We start from the raw sequence: 18,490 nt of genomic DNA on the forward strand, positions 1-18,490 counted from the left end.
TGATGTCCCAAGTCATCATTGCCGAATTGGAAGTAAACCCCGCCGCATTGTCTGAGGAGGGGTAGCGCCATGCTTGTGCATCACAAGCATGATGTCTGTTTTTTACAGGTGCCTGTTATAATTACAAACCAATTCGAGATATTACTGGGCTTTCAAAGCGAACAACATTAACTTCTAAGCCGTCAATCATCTTTAGCAGGTCATCATACTTTTCACTCGTCGCGATGATAACCTGCTTATCCAACTCAAATGTTCGAGCCGCCTTTTCAATGAAAGTCTTAAAATTAACTTCTTTAGTTTCTTGCTGGCGTGGTTCGTCGAGCATCAAGAGCCCAAGGTGATTTGTGGATAACCCATTCAAGCGAGAGTCCAGAACTAACAAAGTATACATATACGCCCATATAACTCGAATATTATCACTTGCGGACGCCTCAGAACCTAAATCCACCTCATCGATAGCAGGTTTGTACGTGCGCTTAGATATTTCAAAATCTTCAATAGGTGTACTTTTGTAATCAAAATCTTTAAGATTTTCTTTGAAAAAATTAAGAAGCTCATTGAGCTTTATATTGTCATTTCGACTAAACCCATCCCAAGGTAGCTTTTTCAATGCTCCCGTGATTGTCGACCAATCCAACATTACAGAAACTAGTTTCTGCTTGATCTCGGTTTCCAAGGCTGCCGCCTTTTCTACACTAGAAATTCTTTCCTCTAGCAAAATCTCTTTTCTAAGCTGAACACGAGAGGGCGCCCCCTTGACATCCGTCAAACTTTCTTTAACAGATCTTATCTCCGCACGAGTTGCATTGATTTTATGCTGGGCCTGAGAAATTAGTGACTTTTTTGTTAGTAGCTTTTTAGACTCACCTTCTTTCATCGAGTCAAAAACAATTTTTTGCTTTTCCAGGTACTTTATATTGTCATCTACCCCGAGTGCAGATTGGTTATGCATATGAGGTAGCAAAGAGTCTTCAACCGGCTGATTGCATGTTGGGCAAATACCCTCTAAAAAATTAAACTTCTCTTCTGAGCCATAATCTTGAAGTTTTTTAACATCGTTATATTTACGCAAACTCTCTCTAACAGAGGCAGTTCTTTTATCAATAGATTTTATGTACTCATCGCTGACATCCAGATCTGAGATAAGAATAGAAAACGCAGCCTCCTCCGCAGTAAGCTTTTCTGTCAGCAACGTTAGCTCAAGCTCAAGTCCAGGAATTTTTTGACTATCAATTTCAATAGCTTTTGACTCAGACCTAATTTTTTCTAAATCCGTTTTCAGATTTTTAACATATTGACCGAGGCTAACCTCTTTGGAATCGGTGTCAAGAAAATAAATATCAGATGCGCTGTTTATTGCCGCCTGCTTACTTATATCATCCGAAATATTACCTGATACAAACGCTTGAACTTGCTTCGCCAACGAAACAAGCCTTTCAACATTAACAGTCCAAACAGACTCTAAATCGGACTGCCTGACCAAAAGCTGTTGCCGCTTCTTGCTATTCTCTTGAATATCAAGATCTAAGTTGTACTCAATGATTTTGCTGGAAAGTTCTTTAATCTGCAAATAAGTCGGGAGCACATTCAAAATTCCGCCCCACCCGCGCGTTTGCTCTACATAGTTTACGGCGAAAATTGATTCAAGGTATAAGTTTGAAAAAGAACCGTCATACTTAATTACCTGCGGTTCGTCTACCCCTAAGAATTTCTCTAGAAACTGATGAAATCCTCTGTCTCTCACAGCCGCCCCAGGATCTCGTACAAAATAATCTGTCAAAGCGCTACTAGGAAGGTTCTCAACATCGCCGGGCGCACCTTGAGAAACAGAAATTAACCTGTTTTTACTTTCTATGCTACTTCTAACTAATGTAACCACAGCACCAGACGAGTTTTCAATTTCGAGGAAAATCTTTGTTTCCGAAATCAAAGCATAGCTACCATCTGCCTTTTTCAATCTGGTCGTTAAAGCAGACTTTAACGGAGTCTTTCTAGAAGGCCCTAGAGTCCCCTCCAGCCCCAAAGCATAAATAATACTTTGTATACACGTTGACTTGCCGAAAGTATTCTCAGCCTGAATAATATTCAGCCCTTTAAAGAATGGTATGTCTACACCGTATCGACCTTCGTTCGTTTGCGAAACTATCCTTAGTCTTCTCAGCTTCAACTTGCTCACAAACGCACCCCCGCGATAAGACGATCAATAACTTCATCTGTAAAAAAAGACTTTTTGAACTTCAGAATAAATCCTTTCTCGTTAATAAAAACTTCTTTATCGAATTCAATTTTTTTTGCAAATTCCAACCCTTTCTTGGTGAGTTTAATGCTTTTAGACGAGTCCAGTTCGAAAACTTTTTCCCCTATCCCTAGGTCGATAGCTCTATCCACCAGCGGGTCGAATCTCACATTAAAGTTATCAAGTAAATCTTTAGTGGGCGAAAAATATTGTTGCCTTTTGTCTGAGGAAGAAATCAAGGAACATAAGACTTGGATCTTTTTGGCATTGGCTTTGTTCCCAGAACTAAGCAATGACAAAATTAACGCAATCAAAGATATTCGCCAAACAGGCCGTAGCTCTGGCTCTACAGGGGTTCCTGTTTGGCGAAAGACCGCTTTCTTAGGTACAATATCTAATATGTTCATTGTTCGAAGTCCAAATTGCATCGCATTATCCAATCCGCGACCGTACCAGCTGCAATACATTCCAAATTATCTTCATGCAGTTTGCTCTTTTTCTCGAGGTTCCCTTTCAAAACCTCGACTTGCTGCGCTGGACTTTTTTGTACGGATTCGAAATGCTCAATATACAACTGTTCTTCTCGAGCAATTACTCCTCCCATAATTTGAGAGTGATATTCAGGGTAGTCCTGCTTCAAGTCTGTTAGCATATTCTGAGAGTGAATTGCTTGTTTTAGCATGATTTCTCTCGTTTTTTCAATATGAGCCTGTGGAGCTTTTTTTAGCTTTAGAAGCTTGGTATCGATATTCCTTACAAACTCTGACTTGTCTGTTTGAAATTCAGACATATCAATGTCCGTGATGGACTTTCTTTCTAGCCTCAAAACCCGCACGCCCTGCTCTAAAAGTTCGGATTCTTCGAGTTTAAAAGTTCCTCTGTCCCACACTAAAATTCGAAAGTCAGAATTATCAACATAAGGTAGCTTTGCTTCTACAACCTCTACAGTTTTCACGGCTGCATGCGCCACCAAATACTTAGAGTTAAGGTTGGGAACTACAAGAATCCACCTCCTTATTAGTGTAGAGCTAAAGAATTTTGCGAGATTGCCGTCTTTATTTTCGATGAACTTATTAATATCAGTCGTCATCTTATCGCGTTGCTTCTCATACAGCTCTGCAGTACTACATAGCTCCTCAGGGCAAAAGGATTGGTAGGCATTTCCACAGAACGAATACCCTTCAATACCCGCGTCACCGTTATGCCTGTCAGGAATTGGGACGTAATTTTCTTGTCCATGCTTGATCCGCAGAAGGTCGTTAACATGGCCCTCCCACTCCTTGCGTTCCCAAACCTTATTAGGACTTAGTTCCATAGCCAATCCATGTTTTGAAATTAATAAAACTTCGGCATCATTCTAGACTGCAATGCTTTCCGGGCAGCACTTTTGCTTTTTCTAGATTCGAAGACAGAGGGGCGCGATAGCTACGATCGGCTTTACAACATGAGTTAGGCAAAATTCCCTTTGTCGTCATACACCTATATCCTTAAGGCGACTGTGATTTGCTGGCCATGAGCCATGCTACTCTGAATTACCACTGATTTCCTAGACGCGTCTACGGTCTGGCTTATGTCAATTTCAGTGCTGGATGACGGAGACAGGTCAAAAGTCCCTGGACCGACCGGCGGAGCTTGGCCGTTTTCTCCCCCCACTTAACGGTTGAAGACCCATGATTTTTCTAATCGATGAGTGAGCAGTTGCACCGTCAGCAAGTAGTAATAGCGTGTCGACTCACTACGCCGGTTCAAGTGGTGATTGAGAAACCAATCAAGGTGTTTTCTCTGCCAAGCCCGAGGGTTGTCCCGTCGCCAGCGCCCCGCAATTGCTGATTGGATCGCCTTCGCCTGACGCAGATGGCGTTGGCGCGTGGTATATGACCCTTTCAAAACACCAGCCAGGAACAACTCCATATCGAATGGCTTGCTCATGGTCGTCCCCCGATGTACGCCGCGACCACGTCGATACGGCCGTGCCCCAGCTCGTAGCTAACTTGCCTTCGGGCTTCTTGATCGAGCCGCCGGTCTATCCGGTTGCACCTGCCGCCGTTGATCGGCGCAGGATGATGGGTAATCTGCTGATAGCGTTCGCACGCATAGGCTGCCCGCAATTCATGGAAGCCTTTTAGTCGGTGCGTATGGAGGATGTCCCGTGCGGGACGGACGACTCCCTCCAAGAAGTCGAGGTAGCTTTCGTTTGGTGCAAGCAGGTTGCGGCTGCCGGTTGGCGAGAACTGTTCGGCAAACCTAAGAGCGTCACGAATACGATCATCCATGGTAATCCAGCGAGGTGCCGAGGCACCTGAGCGGCCGCCTTTGGTGCCGTCCTGGATGTTGATCTTGCCGTAGTGTTCGGCCTCACGCTTTAGACGCGGAAGGTCGGCCAAAATCGCCTCGCGTAAGCGCATACCGGTGGCTCGCGCCAACTGCGCGATAGCCGCGGCGCGCGACTGTTGATGTCCGCAGAGCACGTCTACGACCCGCTTCACGTATTCGCGGTCTTGGCCTTGCGGCACCGAGCGACGAACACTGGAGCGCCGCATTCCCAACGCCTTGCTCGGACTCACGACCTTCACATACTGATCACCGCGAAGCGCGGCCAGGGTCCGATTCACACTGGACAACCGGTTTTGCGCAGTCGCGATGGCCAGCTCACCTCGTTCAACTTGTTGGCGCAGATGTCCGGCGTAGTCCAGCAAGGTCTGCCAATTAATCTGCCGCGCATCGTTAAATCCTGGTCCATCCTCCGATCGACACCAACGCACAAACGCCTGCCAGCGATCACTGTGCGCTTTAACGGTCCCATAGTGCCCGCCGCCAAACAGATCTTTTAGCGCTTGCGGCCCGGCATAGCTCAGTTGCCGACCATAGCCATGGTTGCGCCCGTCACGTTTACCTACTAGTGCCATGATCGAACTCCGCTCAAAGCCAAAACTTTTAAAACCTTCCCCACGTCATCCCGCCACGAATGTTGAGTGTTATCAGGGATCAAGGCCCCTGCGGCCTGTGAGGGTTGTCCACTAACGCGGGACTGACGGCTCCTTACGACCGGGAGCTTGGGCGTCTCATGATCTGGCCTCCTGAACACCGATAGCGGTGGGCGGGTGGAGACTGCACTGGCTGACGAGACCAGCGCCGCGAGATCCTGAGTCGGGTGAAGGCAGTGAAGCGATGACCGGGGCATGCCTGACTGTCAGTCAGGTGCAATCCATTCCTGGGCTACGGCACCATCATCGGTATCGCTGTTGCTGGTGACTTCGGTGTTTGTCACGCCGATTGTCACGAGGGGGAATGCCGCAAGGCCTTGTACGAGTTGGGCTGCAGCAGTGGTAGGAGCGCCCGTCTCTTTCCGGGAGAAAGAGACGGGCGCAGGTTGGCGCAATGAAATGGCCAAGCGGATAGGTTGCTGCAGGGCAGCTAGGAAAGGGAATGAGTTGCCGCAGTGGGCACGCTGGTAAAAGTAGGCATCCATCACATCGCTGTGACCGTGCGAGCCGCCGGACGCTAATCGCACTTTGGGAGAACCACCACGGTGTGGCGTAGCCTTAAAGGTTCTGGCTACCTGGGTTGCTGTCAAAGACAGCGCTTTGCCCGATCTTTTCTACGCTTGTGGATAATTTGGGTCAAGGCTCGAATTTTCGGGAATTCTGCGGCTGTGGATGAAATTATCCACCGGTGGAAATCTATGGTTTTCCACAGACAATTTGCGTGGACTTTAGATTTTTTAAATGAGGTCCATCCAAACAGGGCGGCTTTGCAGCCCCGCTTGGATGGACCCGCGTGGAAGGGCGGACAACGGTGATCTCACAGGTTTACCCACGTTTGGATGCGCCACGGCTATTTTGTAGGGCTGTGATGTTGTCGCCGACTGGGTGAGCGAATTATGGCGGTTGGCGTCGATGTAGTTACTCCACCACGCCATGATCAGCCTGCGCTGTTCGAGGAATTCGGCCTTGTGGATATACGCGGCACGCACACGGTTGCGTTCCTTGTGGCTCATTTGTCTTTCGATGGCTGCGTCGGTCCATAACCCGGACTCCAGCAGAGCGCTACAGGCCATGGTCCTGAAGCCGTGGCCGCACACGTCCTTGCTGGTGTCATAGCCGACGTTGCGGAGCATGGTGTTCACCGTATTCTCGGACATGGGCTTCCAGTACTTGTGGTCGCCCGGTAGCACTAACTCTGAAAAGCGACTGAGGCTGCGCAGGCGCTCCAGTATTTCGATGACCTGCGGCGAGAGCGGAACCATTTGAATGTCGCCGTTCATTTTGGTCCCGCGTGTGGAGTTGCGTACCCCTTCAATCGGTGCGCGCGTATCTGGGATTTCCCACATGGCGCGTTGAAGGTCGAACTCACTCCATCTAGCGAAGCGTAGTTCGCTGGAGCGGACAAATACATGCAACGTCAACAGGACGGCGAGGCGCGTCAACTCGCGGCCGTTGTAGTTGTCGATCCGGTGCAGCAGTTCGGGTAGGCGGTTGAGGGAGAGGGCCGGGCGATGGATTGTGCGCGGCGCGTGAATCGAGCCTGCCAGATCCAGTGCAGGATTCATGGTGATCTGCCGAGCCCTTTTGGCCCCGCGCATGATGGTGGATAAGTAGTTCTGTACCCTTAACGCCACATCCATGGTGCCGCGTTCCTTGATGCGCTGGGTGATCTCTAGCAGGTCATGGGTGTCGAGTTCAGCGATGGGTCGTTGGCCGATCAGCGGGAAGACGTGGGTACGCAGTCGGCTCATCACGGTTTTTGCGTGGCCTTCGGTCCAGCGACGGGACATGTCGGCGTGCCACTCCAGAGCAACGGTTTCGAAAAGCAGTGCCGCCCGTTGGGCTACGATCTTGGCCTTCTTCTTTTCTTCCATTGGGTCGAGGTTGTCGAGCAGCAACGCCTTGGCTTCGTCTCGCTTACGTCGTGCGACGGAAAGGGTAACGATGGGGTAATTGCCGATGATGAGCGTGCCTTCCTTGCCGCTGGGCTTGGTGTACTTCAAGCGCCAGGTCTTCACGCCATTGGGTTTGACGAAAAGGTACATGCCGCCGCCGTCGAACAGTTTGTAGGCGCGTTCGCGGGTTTTGGCCGTGCGGCATTGCAGGTCGCTGAGGGGGATCGCTAGACGTGGCATAGGGGTACGCGCTCCTGACCGGGAAATCGCAGTACCCCTAACATACCCTCGGGGAAGGGGGATTTTGTTGGATCCCGACAGAGGGTCCTGGAACGAAAAAACCCGCCAAAGGGCGGGTTTTCGGGGCTTCCAGAGCATTCGATGGAATGCAATGGAGCCTAATGTGGTGCCGGCACCAGGAGTCGAACCCGGGACCTACTGATTACAAGTCAGTTGCTCTACCAACTGAGCTATACCGGCGTGTTAGGGCGACGATTATAGCGATTGCCAAGCTTCTGTAAACCCCTGAATTCTTACTATTTTTGCAGAAGCCAAGGTTTTCTCGCAGCGAACCCTTTTTCCTCGCAACGAGGTAGGATTCATCCTTTGTCATCCAGCGGTCTACCCGGTCTTGATCAAGGCAATTTCCGCACTCGTTTCGACCCAAGGAAGCCTTTACATGAAACGGATTTTTTCACTGTCCCTGATCCTTCTCGTCACAGCCCTCAGCGCGTGTTCCACCCATAAGCCTGGCAACGATCCGGCGTTGGTCGGCACCTGGAAGGGCTTGCGCACGCAGACCAGCAAGTGCCAGTTCCTGTCGTGGACCAATAACCTCCAGCCGGACGGCCGTTTCACTATTACCTTCTTCCGTGATGCGCAGCAGACTCAGGTGATTCAGACCGAGCAGGGCACGTGGGCCGCGGCCAACGGCAAGAATGAATTGCGCACGGATGGCGTGCCTTCGCCGGATATCTACACGTATAAACTGGTCGACCCGGATACCGTGCATTACGTCAGTGTGGCGGCGGATCCTTCCAGTGATTGCCAGGGTGATTACGCGTTCACCGAGTACCGCATTCGCCGTTAAGTCGATTGGTGGGCCAGAACCGGGGACTCGGGTGCCCGGTTCGCTCATAGGTTCAGAGACGTTGGATCGGATGCTGGTGGGGGTCATTAATTTGACTAATTGCCGTCGGTCTAAAAATTTAGCGTTAACTTCATCAAAATAATGACACTTTGTTTTCGCTGTCAGAGAATGCGGCAACAGAGCGCCCTATATAAAAAGACCTGCGGTAAGCCTTCTTCTTGCCGGCCCTTCACGTCTTTAGGCAGCGTCGTGTGGGAGTTTGGTCATGAGCCTTACTGACAAGATTTTTGTGTTGCTCGGCAAACATGTCACGCGAGATGTGCGCGGGCTGAACGCGCGGTTGCATTTCTTCGGCAGTGTTCCGGTCGACGATGGCGCCCCCTTTCCTTCTTCAGGCCCGAGGGCCAATGAACCACCTCAACAGGAAAAGGTTGCCGTGGCACGGCCCACTGTCGTCGCGTTGGTCTCGGCCAATGGAGGCGTGGGCCGCAGCACGCTGGTCACGGCCTTGAGCAGCGGCATGCAGCGGTTGGGTGAGTCGGTGGTGGCTTTGGATCTGGACCCGCAGAACGCCTTGCGTCATCACTTCGGCGTCAGCGCGAGCTTGCCTGGCATCGGTCGCGCCAGTTTGTTGAATACGCCCTGGGTTCAGATCCTGCAACCGGGCTTCGCCGGGTGCCGGGTCATCCCCTTTGGCGATATCGATACCCAGCAGCAGGAAAACCTTCAGGGTTGGCTCAAGCGCGAACCGGGTTGGCTGGCGCAGCAGTTGTCGGGGTTGCGCCTGAGCGAGCGGCAAACGGTGATCATCGATACCCCCGCCGGTAATAATGTCTACTTTGATCAAGCCTTGAGCGTGGCCGATGTGGTGTTGGTGATTGCCAAAGCTGACGCCGCGTCCTTGGCCACCCTGGACCAACTCGATAGGCTGCTGGCCCCGCATCTTGCGCGCGAGGGCCCACCGCAGGTTCGTTATGTGCTTAACCAACTGGATGAGGACGATGCCTTCACCCTGGACATGCTTGAGGCGTTCAAGCAGCGCCTGGGTGCAAAGCCGCCGCTGGAGGTGCACCGCGACAGGGCAATCAATGAAGCGCTGGCGTTTGGCGTCGACCCCTTGGACAGCCAGGCATTGACCTTGGCCGGAGACGATATCGACGCGCTTTGCCGGTTATTGATTGCGCGCAAAAAATCGCTATAAGTCGCGGTTTATGCGCTTAACGCCAGATGCTTATGCACAATCGGTTGGTTGAGGATGTCACGTAACAGCCATTTTTTGGAGCGGTTCTCATCCCGCCGCAACTGCCTGTTTTGCGGATGTTTTATTGGGTGAACAAAAAATGATCAGCTTGTTTTTCGACCTGTAGCGCAGAGGGCTACAGGCTCTGTAAAGAATCTATCAACAGAGTTATCCACAGGCTGTGGTGCGACAATTCTGCCCCCTAATCGCGCTCGGCAAGCACCATCAAGTTGCGCGGCGTCAATGCGGTTTCGCAGAAGCTGCCTACTTCGATCTTGTAGCCGGCTTCGCTTAGAAACAATGCCCGATCCAGTACCAGCCATAACTCCAGCGGGCGCCGAAATAGGCCACGCACCAATTCCAGGTTTCTGACCTCGGCCAAACGGCTCCAGCCGTACGCCTCTAATACTGCCCACTCTTGTTCACCTGTGGATAACCCCTTAAGACGTGCCAGTTCCCGGCAGTAGTCGGCGAAAGGCTTGTCCAGCCAGCGCGTGGGCAGCGAAGGCGCGGGCAGGTATTCGTCGCAGCCACGCAGCTTGCGTTGCAGTTGATCGAAACCCAGGCGCCGCGCCATGGACGTGTCGCGCTGCAAGCGCACCCGCTTGCCGGCGGTAACGGTTTCGCTCAGGGGCAGGCCAAGGTCATCGATCGACAGGTGCAAGGTTGAGGCGCGGCCTGCGGTGGACAGTGCCTGGTAGGTGTCGGCGGTGATGCGGTTATAGCAGCAGGGCGCCAGCGCGAGCTGTTGGCACCCGACCGCGCTGGCCAGTTTTAGCAGGCGCACGTGCAGGTCGCCACAGGCGTGCAGGGCGACGGGCGTGTGTTCACGGCTGAGCGCAACATCGGCCATCACGTCTTGCAGGCGATGGATAACGGGCAGGCCATGGTGATCGCTCAAGGCCTGGCCTGCGGCGATCAGCGCCGGGTCGTACTCCAGGCAGGTCAGCTGTTGGCCTGTGTGCAACAGGCGGCGGCCGAGGTGGCCCTTGCCGGCGCACCAATCCAGCCAATGCCGGGGTGTTTGCGCAAACTGCAGCGCGGCGCCGAACGCTTCGATTTGCTGCCATTTGCGCCCGGGTACGTCGACATTCAGGCGGTGCGCAGCGGGTTGCAGGAGCCGCGTCGGTAACTTATCCACAGCACTGAGACGCAAGGCTTCGCAGGCCAGCGTGGGAAACGGTGCGGGCGCCGGCAGTGTGTGGGGGTGGTTATGGCTGGTTTCTGCGTCGGACAACGAGCGTTGACGCAGCCACCGGGCCAGTTCCGGATGCTCGGTTTCCCAAGGCAATTGCCGATGAATAAAGGGCCGTGGTCGCCACAGCCCTTGGTGCTTGATCAGAAACGCATCCAGCGCCTCAAAGCGTGCTTCAACGTCCCTGGCATTCATCGACGCGCAGCCAGCGTTCCAGCAGTTTGAAGCCGCGCACCAGCAGGAAGGAGATCAGCAGGTAGAACACGCCGGCGGTGAAGAACATCTCCACGGTGAGGTAGTTGCGCGCGATGATCGTCCTGGCCATGCCGGTCAGCTCCAGCAGGGTCACGGTGCTCGCCAGCGAGCTGGCCTTGAGCATCAGGATGACTTCGTTGCTGTAGGCCGGCAGCCCGATGCGCGCGGCCCGGGGCAGGATGATGTAGAACAGCGTCTTGGGCTTGGACATGCCCAACGCACGGGCTGCTTCGATTTCCCCAGGCGGAATGGCCTGGATGGCGCCCCGCAGAATCTCGGCGATATACGCTGCGGTGTGCAGCGTCATGGTGGCGGTGGCACACCAGAACGGGTCGCGCAGGTACGTCCACATAAAGCTTGAACGGATGGCGTCGAATTGGGCCAGGCCGTAGTAGACCAGGAACAACTGCACCAGCAGCGGCGTGCCGCGAAAGAAAAAGATGTAGGCATAGGGCAGGGCACGCACAGACAGGTGCCTGGACGAGCGCGCGATACCCAGCGGGATGGCCAGGATCAGGCCGAGGATCACAGCGATGCTCACCAGTTCCAGGGTCAGGATGGCGCCCTGGATAAACTTCGGCAGCCACTTGATGATGACTTCCCATTCCATTACGTCGTCCTCACGAAGCCGCGGGCGGCGCGTTTTTCCAGGAAGTGCATAGCTACCATCGACAGAGACGTCAGGGCCAGATAGATGAACGCGGCGACCATATAGAAGGTGAAAGGCTGTTTAGTGACGGTTACGGCGATTTGCGCATGGCGCATGATTTCTTCGAGGCCGATGACCGTAACCAGCGCGGTATCTTTCATCAGGATCAGGAACAGATTGCCCAGCCCCGGCAGGGCGATGCGCCACATCTGCGGCATGATCAACCGGGTAAAGATACGAAACTTCGACAGGCCCAGCGCCACACCCGCTTCGCGGTGGCCTTTGGGAATGGAGATGATCGCCCCACGCAGCACTTCCGTGGCGTAGGCGCCGAAACACATGCCCAGCGCGATCACGCCAGCGGCAAAGGCGCTGAGGGACAGGTCGGGAATGTCGAGCAACTCACCCAGTGAGCGCATGGCGTTGATCGTGCCGAAGTAAATCAGCAGCACCCACAGCAGTTCCGGCACACCGCGAACGATTGTCGAGTAAGCACCGCCAAGCCATTGCAGCGGCTTGTACGGCGAAGTTTTGGCCAAGGCGCCGGCAAGGCCGAGCACCAGCCCCAGGCACAGGGCCGTGAGCGCGAGTTTGACGGTCATCAGCGCGCCAGCGGCGAGCGCCGGGCCGAATCCGTAGAGATCGAAATTCATGGTGTTTTCATATCGCGGCAGGCATTGCAAAAAGCCGACGCGCTCACGTGAGCGCGTCGGGCATACCGTTCAGCATCATTCGATGCTGAAAGGGAAGTACTTGTCGTTGATCTTCTTGTAGGTGCCGTCTGCCTTGATCTCCGCCAGGGCTTTGTTCAGGCGCTCGCGCAGTGGGTCGCCTTTACGTACGGCGATACCGATCTTGTCGCTTTCTACCACCGGGTCGCCTTTGAACTCGTAGGCGGAACCGTCTTTGCTCTTGAGCCATTCGTATTGCACGTACTTGTCGGCCAGGATGCCATCCAGGCGGCCGGACGTCAGGTCGAGGTAGGCGTTTTCCTGGGTGTCGTAGAGCTTGGTTTCGGTATCCGGCAGCTTGTCTTCCAGGTACATACCGGCCAACGTCGCGCGTTGTGCACCGATGACTTTTCCTTTCAGGTAAGCGGCGTCGGTCTTGAAGTCGGCGGTGGCTTTAGGGGCGATGAACTGCAGTTTGTTGGAGTAGTACGGGTCGGTGAAGTCGACGGCCTGCTTGCGTTCATCGGTGATGGACAGCGAGGAGACCAGGAAGTCGAACTTCTTGGCGTTCAGGGCCGGGATGATGCCGTCCCAGTCGGACACATACACTTCGCACTTCTCGACTTTCATCTTGGCGCACAGGGCGTCACCGATGTCTTTGTCGAAGCCGACGACGTTGCCGCTGGCGTCTTTGTTGTTGAACGGCGGATAGGCCGCTTCGATCCCCATTTTCAAGGTTTCTGCCATGGCCGTGGCGCTGAATGCCATCGAGACGGCCGCGGCCAGGAGGATTTTTTTATAGTTCTGCATGCATGTTGCTCCGTTAGCGGTTGCTGGACATGAATTGTTTGCAGCGCGCCGAAAGCGGGTTTTCAAACACCTGCTGTGGCGATCCTTGCTCTTCGACCAGGCCCTGATGGAGGAACACCACTTCACTGGACACTTGGCGGGCGAAGCCCATTTCATGGGTGACCAGCAGCATGGTGCGACCTTCTTCGGCCAGCGCGCGGATCACATTAAGTACTTCCTGAACCATTTCCGGGTCAAGCGCCGAAGTGGGCTCGTCGAACAGGATGACCTTGGGTTGCATCGCCAGGGTGCGCGCGATGGCCGCTCGCTGTTGCTGGCCGCCGGACAATTGCGCGGGGTAGGCGTGGCGCTTGTCGGCAATCCCGACCTTTGCCAGCAGGGCTTCAGCCACTTCAATGGCTTCGGCTTTACTTTGGCCGAGCACTCGGCGAGGGGCCTCGATGATGTTGTCGAGGATGCTCATGTGCGGCCACAGGTTAAAGTTTTGAAACACAAAACCGATTTCGCTGCGCAGGCGGTTGATCTGCTTGCCGTCGGCGGCCATCAGCTCGCCGTTTTTCGCGGCCTTGAGCTTGAGTTCTTCGCCGGCCACCAGGATCTGGCCCTGGTTCGGGTTTTCCAGCAGGTTGATGCAGCGCAGGAAGGTGGACTTGCCGGAACCGGAGGAACCCAGGATCGAGATCACATCGCCGTCGCGAGCGGTCAGCGAAATACCTTTAAGTACCTCCAGCTCACCATAGCGTTTATGCAAGTTGCGGATTTCAAGCGCGGGCGTGGCCTCGGCCATGTGCGGTCCTCGTTGTGTTCGTTGCGATCTTCGCTGTTGGTCCGCCTTCCTGGCGAGGCGCCAAGCTAGCATAGCGTCTTGATGGCAGCCAACAGCGCGGCCGGCGGTAAACAGGTGGTGTGCGGCAGGGTGTCGCATCGGCACAGCAGGGTGTCGCGCCATCAACAACCGAACAACCGTTTGAACCCGAAAAGCCGCAGGCTTCGCGTAAAAAAGGGCGCGATGGTGCCAGCTTTGGCCGGGGGTTGGAAGGGTTAACCGGGCAAACGGTGCTTATCAGCCCTTTTGTGGGGCGTCACGTACTTTTTGTGTGTGTTTATGGTGCGTTTTTTCGTATTGAAAGTGAGTCGCACGGTAACGCTATAGCGGAATGCCATTGTTCTCAATGACTTGCGAGGACTGCTCAATTCTCCTACAGCCCGCGTCAATCGCGACGCTGTAACATTTTGGCGCAAATCTTGCGTAAAAAATAAAGAACGCCCTGTTGGTTTCTTTTCACGATAAAGATCACAGGCCGGGCGGACCGTTTTCGCAATTCCTCGTAAAGGTGTGTCAATGAGTAGTACGCAAAGCTCCAATGACCTCGAACAGGGGCTCAAACCGCGTCACGTCACCATGCTGTCGATTGCCGGCGTTATCGGCGCCGGTTTGTTTGTTGGCTCCGGCCACGCGATTGCTGCCGCCGGCCCGGCCGTACTGTTGGCTTACGCCGCTGCGGGTACGCTGGTGGTGTTGGTGATGCGCATGCTGGCCGAAATGGCCGTCGCCTCGCCAGATACGGGTTCGTTCTCCACCTATGCCGACCGGGCGATCGGCCACTGGGCCGGTTTTACCATCGGCTGGCTCTATTGGTGGTTCTGGGTGCTGGTGATTCCGCTGGAGGCCAACGCCGCCGCGACCATCCTGCATGCCTGGTTCCCGGATGTGGCCATCTGGGCCTTTACGCTGATCATCACCTTGCTGCTGACCGTGACCAACCTGTTCAGCGTGAAGAACTACGGCGAGTTCGAGTTCTGGTTTGCGCTGATCAAGGTCGTGGCGATTGTTGGCTTCGTGATCCTCGGCCTGGCGGCGATTTTCGGTTTCCTGCCGACCAGCCAGGTCAGCGGCGTTTCGCACTTGTTCGACACCCAAGGCTTCATGCCGAACGGCATGGGCGCGGTAATGGCGGCGATCCTGACCACCATGTTCTCCTTCATGGGCACCGAGATTGTCACCATCGCGGCGGCTGAATCGAAGAACCCAGGCCAGCAAATCACCAAGGCCACCAACTCGGTGATCTGGCGGATCGGTTTGTTCTACCTGCTGTCGATCTTCATCGTGGTGTCCCTGGTGCCATGGAACGATCCGACCCTGGCGGCGGTGGGTTCGTATCAGACCGTACTGGAACGCATGGGCATCCCGAATGCCAAGCTGATTGTCGACCTGGTGGTACTGGTAGCCGTGACCAGCTGCCTGAACTCGGCGCTTTACACCGCCTCACGCATGCTGTTCTCCCTGGGCCGTCGCGGTGATGCACCGGCCGTGGCCAAGCGCACCAACAAGAGTGGCACGCCTTACTGGGCTGTGCTGCTGTCTACTGGCGCAGCCTTCCTGGCAGTGTTCGCCAACTACGTGGCCCCGGCGGCAGTGTTCGAATTCCTGCTCGCCAGCTCGGGTGCCATTGCATTGCTGGTCTATCTGGTGATCGCGGTGTCGCAACTGCGCATGCGTCAGAAACGTATGGCGGCGGGCGAGAAAATTGTCTTCAAGATGTGGCTGTTCCCGGGCCTGACCTACGCGGTGATGGTGTTCATCGTGGGCACGCTGACCATCATGCTGTTCCAGGAAGCGCATCGGGTCGAGATTATCGCGACTGGGGTGCTGAGCTTGCTGGTCGTGGCGGCAGGGCTGTTTGTATCCAGCCGGCGCAAGGCGCAGAGCGCGGGTGCTGCCGTACTGAACTGACGGAATGCGGTAAATAATGTGGGAGTGCACCGCCGCTCCCACATTTAGTTGTGCGTCATTCTTGCGAGCTGACCAGCGCCTGGGACGCCGCCACGTAATCCGCCTGGAACTCCGGCGACTCGATCCACGCCAGTGCCGCTGCCTCATCATCAGTGTCCGTGGTCCACTGCCGATACTCGATCAGCGCCGCCAGGATAAAGTCGGTGGCTTCTTCTTCGCCTTCTTGCTCAAGCACCAGCGCCAGCAACGGGTGGGCCAGGAACACGGCGCAGAGGGTTTGCTGGCTGGTTTCGCCTGCCGTGCGCATTTCTACGAACAGCTCGGTCAAATCCACTGACTCAAGGTCAATGCGGCTGTCATCACCGGCGAACGCATCCAGCTTGGCCGCGACGGCGCGCTGGGTACGGTTTTGCTTGGCCTTGGCCTTTGCCCGTTGGGCACGTTTTTGCTGCTTGTCTGGCGAGGCCATGGGCTTAGCGTCCTAGGGGTCTGGATCTGGGGGGAGTATTGAAGCGCAGGTTGGGGGAAATCCCAAGGGTATCCGCAGCTAATTGGCCGTTTTGCAGCCATACCAATGCAATCGGCCACAGCCTCTGCTGATGCTCGCTGCGAAAAAATGCGAAATGTCCGACTGCCTTTTCGCCAATATCAGCAGGCGCGATCCGCAGATGAGTGCGTTCACTGCCGTCGAAGTAACCCAGTAGTCGCTCGCTGCAGCATCGCCTCGAAATCCAGCACGCCCCAACCCGACCACGAGGCTTTGAAGCCACGCAGTGAGCCGCTGCGGGATTCGCCGATGCCACGGTAGCGGTAGGTGATGACGTCAAGGCCGTTGGCGAACAGGTAGTCGGCGAAGCGGGCGTAGTGGCGACAGCGTACGGAGGTGGCGGCGTTGATGATGACGAGGGGGCGTTCGAGGTCGGTGCGCAGGTGGCGCCAGGTGAAGCCGCCCAAGACGTAGCCGTCGATGGCAAGCTCCTTGAAAGGAATACGGTGATCGTGCATACGTGAGGCCGCAGGTATTTGCGAGCAGACGTCGGTCAAATTCATCGTTTCACGGCCTCTGTCAGTTTCTTATTTTTTTAGTAACAGTTGTTCAGTTTGCCATTACTTGTGTTCCCTATGGCAGGCTCACTAAGCTCCGACATCCCTTGATAAAGCCATACATCCGAGAGGAACGACAGCACATCATGGACCGATTAGACTGGCAGGCATCCTTTAAGGAGGTCTCTATGAGCATTCCACTTTCTCCCATCGTTTCAGCGTTTGAAACTGAAGAGCAGGCCGCCAGCTATGACCGTTGGTTTCGTGCCAAGGTGCAGGCTTCAATTGATGATCCCCGTCCAAACATTCCGCATGATCAGGTTATGGCAGAGATGCGCGCTCTGATTGAATCGAAGCGAAAAGCGCAAGATGAGGGTTGAGTGGCGGCCGGAAGCACGCGCCGAGCTGAGAGCAATTTTAGAATACATTCTTGAGCGCAATGCTGCGGCAGCCAGTGATTTCAACGAGTCCATCGAGCTAGCGACAACGGCTCTTCCAGATCATCCGTATCTCTACCGCATGGGTCGAATCCCTGGTACTCGAGAAGTTGTCGTGCACCCGAACTATCTGGTGGTGTATCGAATAGAGGATTGGATCGAGATACTGACAGTGCTACATGCCCGTCAGGAGTACCCCTGATAACCAAACTGGTTGTATCGCTCGACCTTAAGTCGGTAGATGCATAACCTTGCGCTCTTGCGATCCGATAGAGCCGCCTCATGACCCGCGACACCCTCGAACACAACCAGATCCCGGTCTACTTCGTAGCCGTTCTTCTGGCGGCCGCTTTTGGCTTGCTCGCACCCTCATTTGCCCACGGCCTCGGCGCGCTGGTCACGCCCACCATTGCGATGCTGATGTACGCAATGTTCCTCCAAATTCCTTTTTTGGATCTGCGCCAGAGCTTGAGTAACAAGCGTTTCCTGTCGGCACTACTGCTCGCCAACTTTATCCTGGTGCCCCTGCTGGTGTGGGCATTGACCCAGAGCCTGGTTGGGCGTCCGGCATTGCTGGTCGGGGCGTTGCTGGTGTTGCTGACCCCGTGCATCGACTACGTGGTGGTGTTTACCCATATCGGCAAGGGCGATTCGCGGTTGATGCTGGCGGCTACGCCGGTGCTGTTGCTGCTGCAATTGGCGCTGTTACCGATCTATCTGAGTGTGATGCTAGGCGCCCAATCCGAGGTAGTGGTGGAGGCAAGGCCGTTTATCGAGGCGTTCCTCTTGTTGATCGTGGTGCCGATGATTCTGGCGGTGGTTACGACTTCCCTGGCACAGCGATCGCCGGTCGTCAGTGTTTGGAACAGTGGCTGGGCGTGGTTGCCGGTGCCGGCGATGGCGGTGGTGTTGTTTGTGGTGATCGGCTCGCAAATCACATCGGTGGTACGGGATATCAACCTGTTGCTGCCGGTGATCCCGGTGTATGTGGGTTTTCTGGTGCTGGCGCCGCTGATGGGCGTGTTGGCCTCGCGGTTGTTTGCACTCCCGGCGACGGCGGCCAGGGCGGTGACATTCAGCGCGTCGACGCGCAACTCGCTGGTGGTATTGCCTCTGGCGCTGGCCTTGCCCGAGGATGTGCGTGGGTTGGCGGCGACGGTGGTGATCCTGCAAACCCTGATAGAACTGGTGGGCGAGTTGATTTACGTTCGGTTGATCCCTAAGTGGGTGTGGCCCGCAGGTCGGTAAGC

General features: G+C 54.8%; 17 protein-coding genes, 1 tRNA gene and 2 pseudogenes. 6 read left to right on the top strand and 14 right to left on the bottom strand.

The annotated features are described in order from the left end of the window. Positions 1–121: 121 nt before the first annotated feature. The 7 genes and pseudogenes from AACY52_RS09250 to AACY52_RS09280 form a co-directional block, all read right to left on the bottom strand. Entirely contained in the window at positions 122–2,176 is a 2,055-nt protein-coding gene (locus tag AACY52_RS09250; RefSeq protein WP_339560436.1) for a hypothetical protein, read from the bottom strand. Beyond that, positions 2,173–2,643, bottom strand: coding sequence for a hypothetical protein (locus AACY52_RS09255; protein ID WP_073471546.1), 471 nt, complete (start codon positions 2,641–2,643; stop codon positions 2,173–2,175). The genes AACY52_RS09250 and AACY52_RS09255 overlap by 4 nt, the downstream gene beginning before the upstream one ends. Then, positions 2,640–3,551 carry a hypothetical protein gene (locus AACY52_RS09260; RefSeq protein ID WP_339560437.1) on the bottom strand — a complete coding sequence of 304 codons (912 nt, stop codon included), beginning with the start codon at positions 3,549–3,551 and terminating at the stop codon, positions 2,640–2,642. Before AACY52_RS09260 ends, AACY52_RS09255 begins: the two co-directional genes overlap by 4 nt. Before the next feature lie 338 nt (positions 3,552–3,889). Further along, a complete protein-coding gene (locus AACY52_RS09265; RefSeq protein ID WP_339433583.1) occupies positions 3,890–4,165 on the bottom strand; it encodes a hypothetical protein in 276 nt (91 codons plus the stop codon). Then, positions 4,162–5,142 carry an integrase domain-containing protein gene (locus tag AACY52_RS09270; protein WP_339433582.1) on the bottom strand — a complete coding sequence of 327 codons (981 nt, stop codon included), beginning with the start codon at positions 5,140–5,142 and terminating at the stop codon, positions 4,162–4,164. The genes AACY52_RS09265 and AACY52_RS09270 overlap by 4 nt, the downstream gene beginning before the upstream one ends. Positions 5,143–6,045: 903 nt before the next feature. Next, positions 6,046–7,355: pseudogene (locus AACY52_RS09275) on the bottom strand (tyrosine-type recombinase/integrase). A 164-nt stretch (positions 7,356–7,519) separates the two neighbouring features. Next, positions 7,520–7,595 (bottom strand) — tRNA-Thr (locus AACY52_RS09280). A 199-nt stretch (positions 7,596–7,794) separates the two neighbouring features. Between AACY52_RS09280 and AACY52_RS09285 the strand changes: the two genes are divergently transcribed. Both AACY52_RS09285 and bcsQ read left to right on the top strand, forming a co-directional pair. Then, positions 7,795–8,205, top strand: a complete 411-nt coding sequence (locus tag AACY52_RS09285; protein ID WP_339415468.1) for a hypothetical protein — start codon at positions 7,795–7,797, stop codon at positions 8,203–8,205. 265 nt (positions 8,206–8,470) lie between these two features. Then, positions 8,471–9,406, top strand: a complete 936-nt coding sequence (gene bcsQ / locus AACY52_RS09290) for a cellulose biosynthesis protein BcsQ (protein ID WP_339438088.1) — start codon at positions 8,471–8,473, stop codon at positions 9,404–9,406. 241 nt (positions 9,407–9,647) lie between these two features. On the opposite strand, the gene AACY52_RS09295 is transcribed toward bcsQ, so the two are convergent. The 5 genes from AACY52_RS09295 to AACY52_RS09315 all read right to left on the bottom strand — a co-directional run bounded on the left by AACY52_RS09295 (position 9,648) and on the right by AACY52_RS09315 (position 13,812). Continuing rightward, the gene (locus AACY52_RS09295) at positions 9,648–10,835 is read right to left on the bottom strand and encodes a methyltransferase (RefSeq protein ID WP_339560438.1); all 1,188 of its coding nucleotides are present in this window, start codon (positions 10,833–10,835) and stop codon (positions 9,648–9,650) included. After that, positions 10,816–11,505: an ABC transporter permease gene (locus AACY52_RS09300; RefSeq protein ID WP_339415471.1), complete on the bottom strand. Its 690-nt coding sequence runs from the start codon at positions 11,503–11,505 to the stop codon at positions 10,816–10,818. The genes AACY52_RS09295 and AACY52_RS09300 overlap by 20 nt, the downstream gene beginning before the upstream one ends. Beyond that, a complete protein-coding gene (locus tag AACY52_RS09305) occupies positions 11,505–12,197 on the bottom strand; it encodes an ABC transporter permease (protein WP_339415472.1) in 693 nt (230 codons plus the stop codon). The genes AACY52_RS09300 and AACY52_RS09305 overlap by 1 nt, the downstream gene beginning before the upstream one ends. Before the next feature lie 75 nt (positions 12,198–12,272). Further along, positions 12,273–13,025, bottom strand: coding sequence for an ABC transporter substrate-binding protein (locus tag AACY52_RS09310; RefSeq protein ID WP_339415473.1), 753 nt, complete (start codon positions 13,023–13,025; stop codon positions 12,273–12,275). A gap of 13 nt (positions 13,026–13,038) precedes the next feature. Then, positions 13,039–13,812 carry an ABC transporter ATP-binding protein gene (locus AACY52_RS09315; RefSeq protein ID WP_339415474.1) on the bottom strand — a complete coding sequence of 258 codons (774 nt, stop codon included), beginning with the start codon at positions 13,810–13,812 and terminating at the stop codon, positions 13,039–13,041. Between the two features lie 555 nt (positions 13,813–14,367). On the opposite strand from AACY52_RS09315, the gene gabP reads away from it, so the two are divergent. Continuing rightward, positions 14,368–15,759, top strand: coding sequence for a GABA permease (gene gabP, locus AACY52_RS09320; protein ID WP_339415475.1), 1,392 nt, complete (start codon positions 14,368–14,370; stop codon positions 15,757–15,759). Between the two features lie 55 nt (positions 15,760–15,814). On the opposite strand, the gene AACY52_RS09325 is transcribed toward gabP, so the two are convergent. Both AACY52_RS09325 and AACY52_RS09330 read right to left on the bottom strand, forming a co-directional pair. Next, positions 15,815–16,228, bottom strand: a complete 414-nt coding sequence (locus AACY52_RS09325) for a hypothetical protein (RefSeq protein ID WP_339427310.1) — start codon at positions 16,226–16,228, stop codon at positions 15,815–15,817. A gap of 4 nt (positions 16,229–16,232) precedes the next feature. Further along, positions 16,233–16,809: pseudogene (locus tag AACY52_RS09330) on the bottom strand (hypothetical protein). A gap of 182 nt (positions 16,810–16,991) precedes the next feature. On the opposite strand from AACY52_RS09330, the gene AACY52_RS09335 reads away from it, so the two are divergent. The 3 genes from AACY52_RS09335 (at position 16,992) to AACY52_RS09345 (ending at position 18,488) form a co-directional block, all read left to right on the top strand. Continuing rightward, positions 16,992–17,183: an antitoxin gene (locus AACY52_RS09335; RefSeq protein ID WP_339415477.1), complete on the top strand. Its 192-nt coding sequence runs from the start codon at positions 16,992–16,994 to the stop codon at positions 17,181–17,183. Then, positions 17,173–17,442, top strand: a complete 270-nt coding sequence (locus tag AACY52_RS09340) for a type II toxin-antitoxin system RelE/ParE family toxin (protein WP_339415478.1) — start codon at positions 17,173–17,175, stop codon at positions 17,440–17,442. The genes AACY52_RS09335 and AACY52_RS09340 overlap by 11 nt, the downstream gene beginning before the upstream one ends. A gap of 80 nt (positions 17,443–17,522) precedes the next feature. Then, positions 17,523–18,488, top strand: a complete 966-nt coding sequence (locus AACY52_RS09345; RefSeq protein ID WP_339415479.1) for an arsenic resistance protein — start codon at positions 17,523–17,525, stop codon at positions 18,486–18,488. Positions 18,489–18,490 lie beyond the last annotated feature (2 nt).

The sequence above is a fragment of the Pseudomonas sp. EA_65y_Pfl1_P113 genome (assembly GCF_963970525.1).
GTDB lineage: Bacteria > Pseudomonadota > Gammaproteobacteria > Pseudomonadales > Pseudomonadaceae > Aquipseudomonas > Aquipseudomonas tritici.